The sequence below is a fragment of the Terrisporobacter mayombei genome (assembly GCF_020748465.1).
Classification (GTDB): Bacteria; Bacillota; Clostridia; order Peptostreptococcales; family Peptostreptococcaceae; genus Terrisporobacter; species Terrisporobacter mayombei.
The window spans coordinates 1-848 of sequence record NZ_JAHZMP010000031.1 but is presented as its reverse complement, the minus strand read 5'-3'; the positions used below and the strand labels follow the sequence as shown (position 1 = coordinate 848).

The window sequence follows — 848 nt, the reverse complement described above, 5'->3', positions numbered from 1 at the left end:
CTCTTTGCGTCGTATTATACGGGAGTTCTGACACACAATAATTAAGCCATTGTCTGCCGTCTGAAATGGCATTATAGCGATGTTTATATCTTCTGTTGCAGGCATATAACTGACTTTCTTTTCACATGTATTGGTGTATATGACAACTCTGACTTTTTCTGCGGCCATTTTCAAACCTCTTTTAAACCAGAATATCCCGTGAGGGCATTCTTTGTGAAAAAGATGCCGGAAAAATTCCGGCACGGGGATTAAACCTGTTGTGGTTCTGAGTTATCCGGGGTGGTTACCGGTTCGCTGACATCCGGAACCTTTTCCGGGGCAGGCATGACCAGTGGACGTGTCAGGGCTGTAAGTCCTTCACCGGATAAACCCACCTCTTTCAGCAGGGAGTCGATGAGCGGAGCCTGTGTACGGTAAGCCAGAGCGGCGGTTACTGCCTGTTCAGCGAGATTTCCGCCACTTATGTCGGTTGTTGCTGTTTTACCGCGGGTAACACCGCCATTCAGACCATCCACCTGAATGATTTTAATACCGTCAATGGATTTCATTGGTTCTGTGGACTTCTCTATGACGGCAGGTAATGCATCCAGCAGGGCAAGACGGAAGCGGAGGCTGGTCTGCTCATCCGAAAGCACGTTAATGGCATCGTTCAGTGCGCGCTGTGCTTCTGCTTCTGCCAGACCTTTCTGACGGGTGGCCTCCGCCAGTTCAATAATTGCTGCTGCCTGGAGTTCGGCTGCTTCTTTTTCAGCCTGTGCGCGAACCGTGAGTTCAACCGCTTTCGTTTCAGCTTCCTGAGCAGCAGCAATCAGGGCAACCTGTTTGGTACGGTCGGCCTCCGCAGTCTG

General features: G+C 50.5%; 1 protein-coding gene. It reads right to left on the bottom strand.

The window, feature by feature from the left end; all coding sequences use genetic code 11:
• Positions 1-248 precede the first annotated feature (248 nt).
• Positions 249-848: flotillin domain-containing protein (locus tag K0039_RS24660; RefSeq protein WP_228106762.1), on the bottom strand; the 600-nt coding region annotated here is incomplete at its 5' end.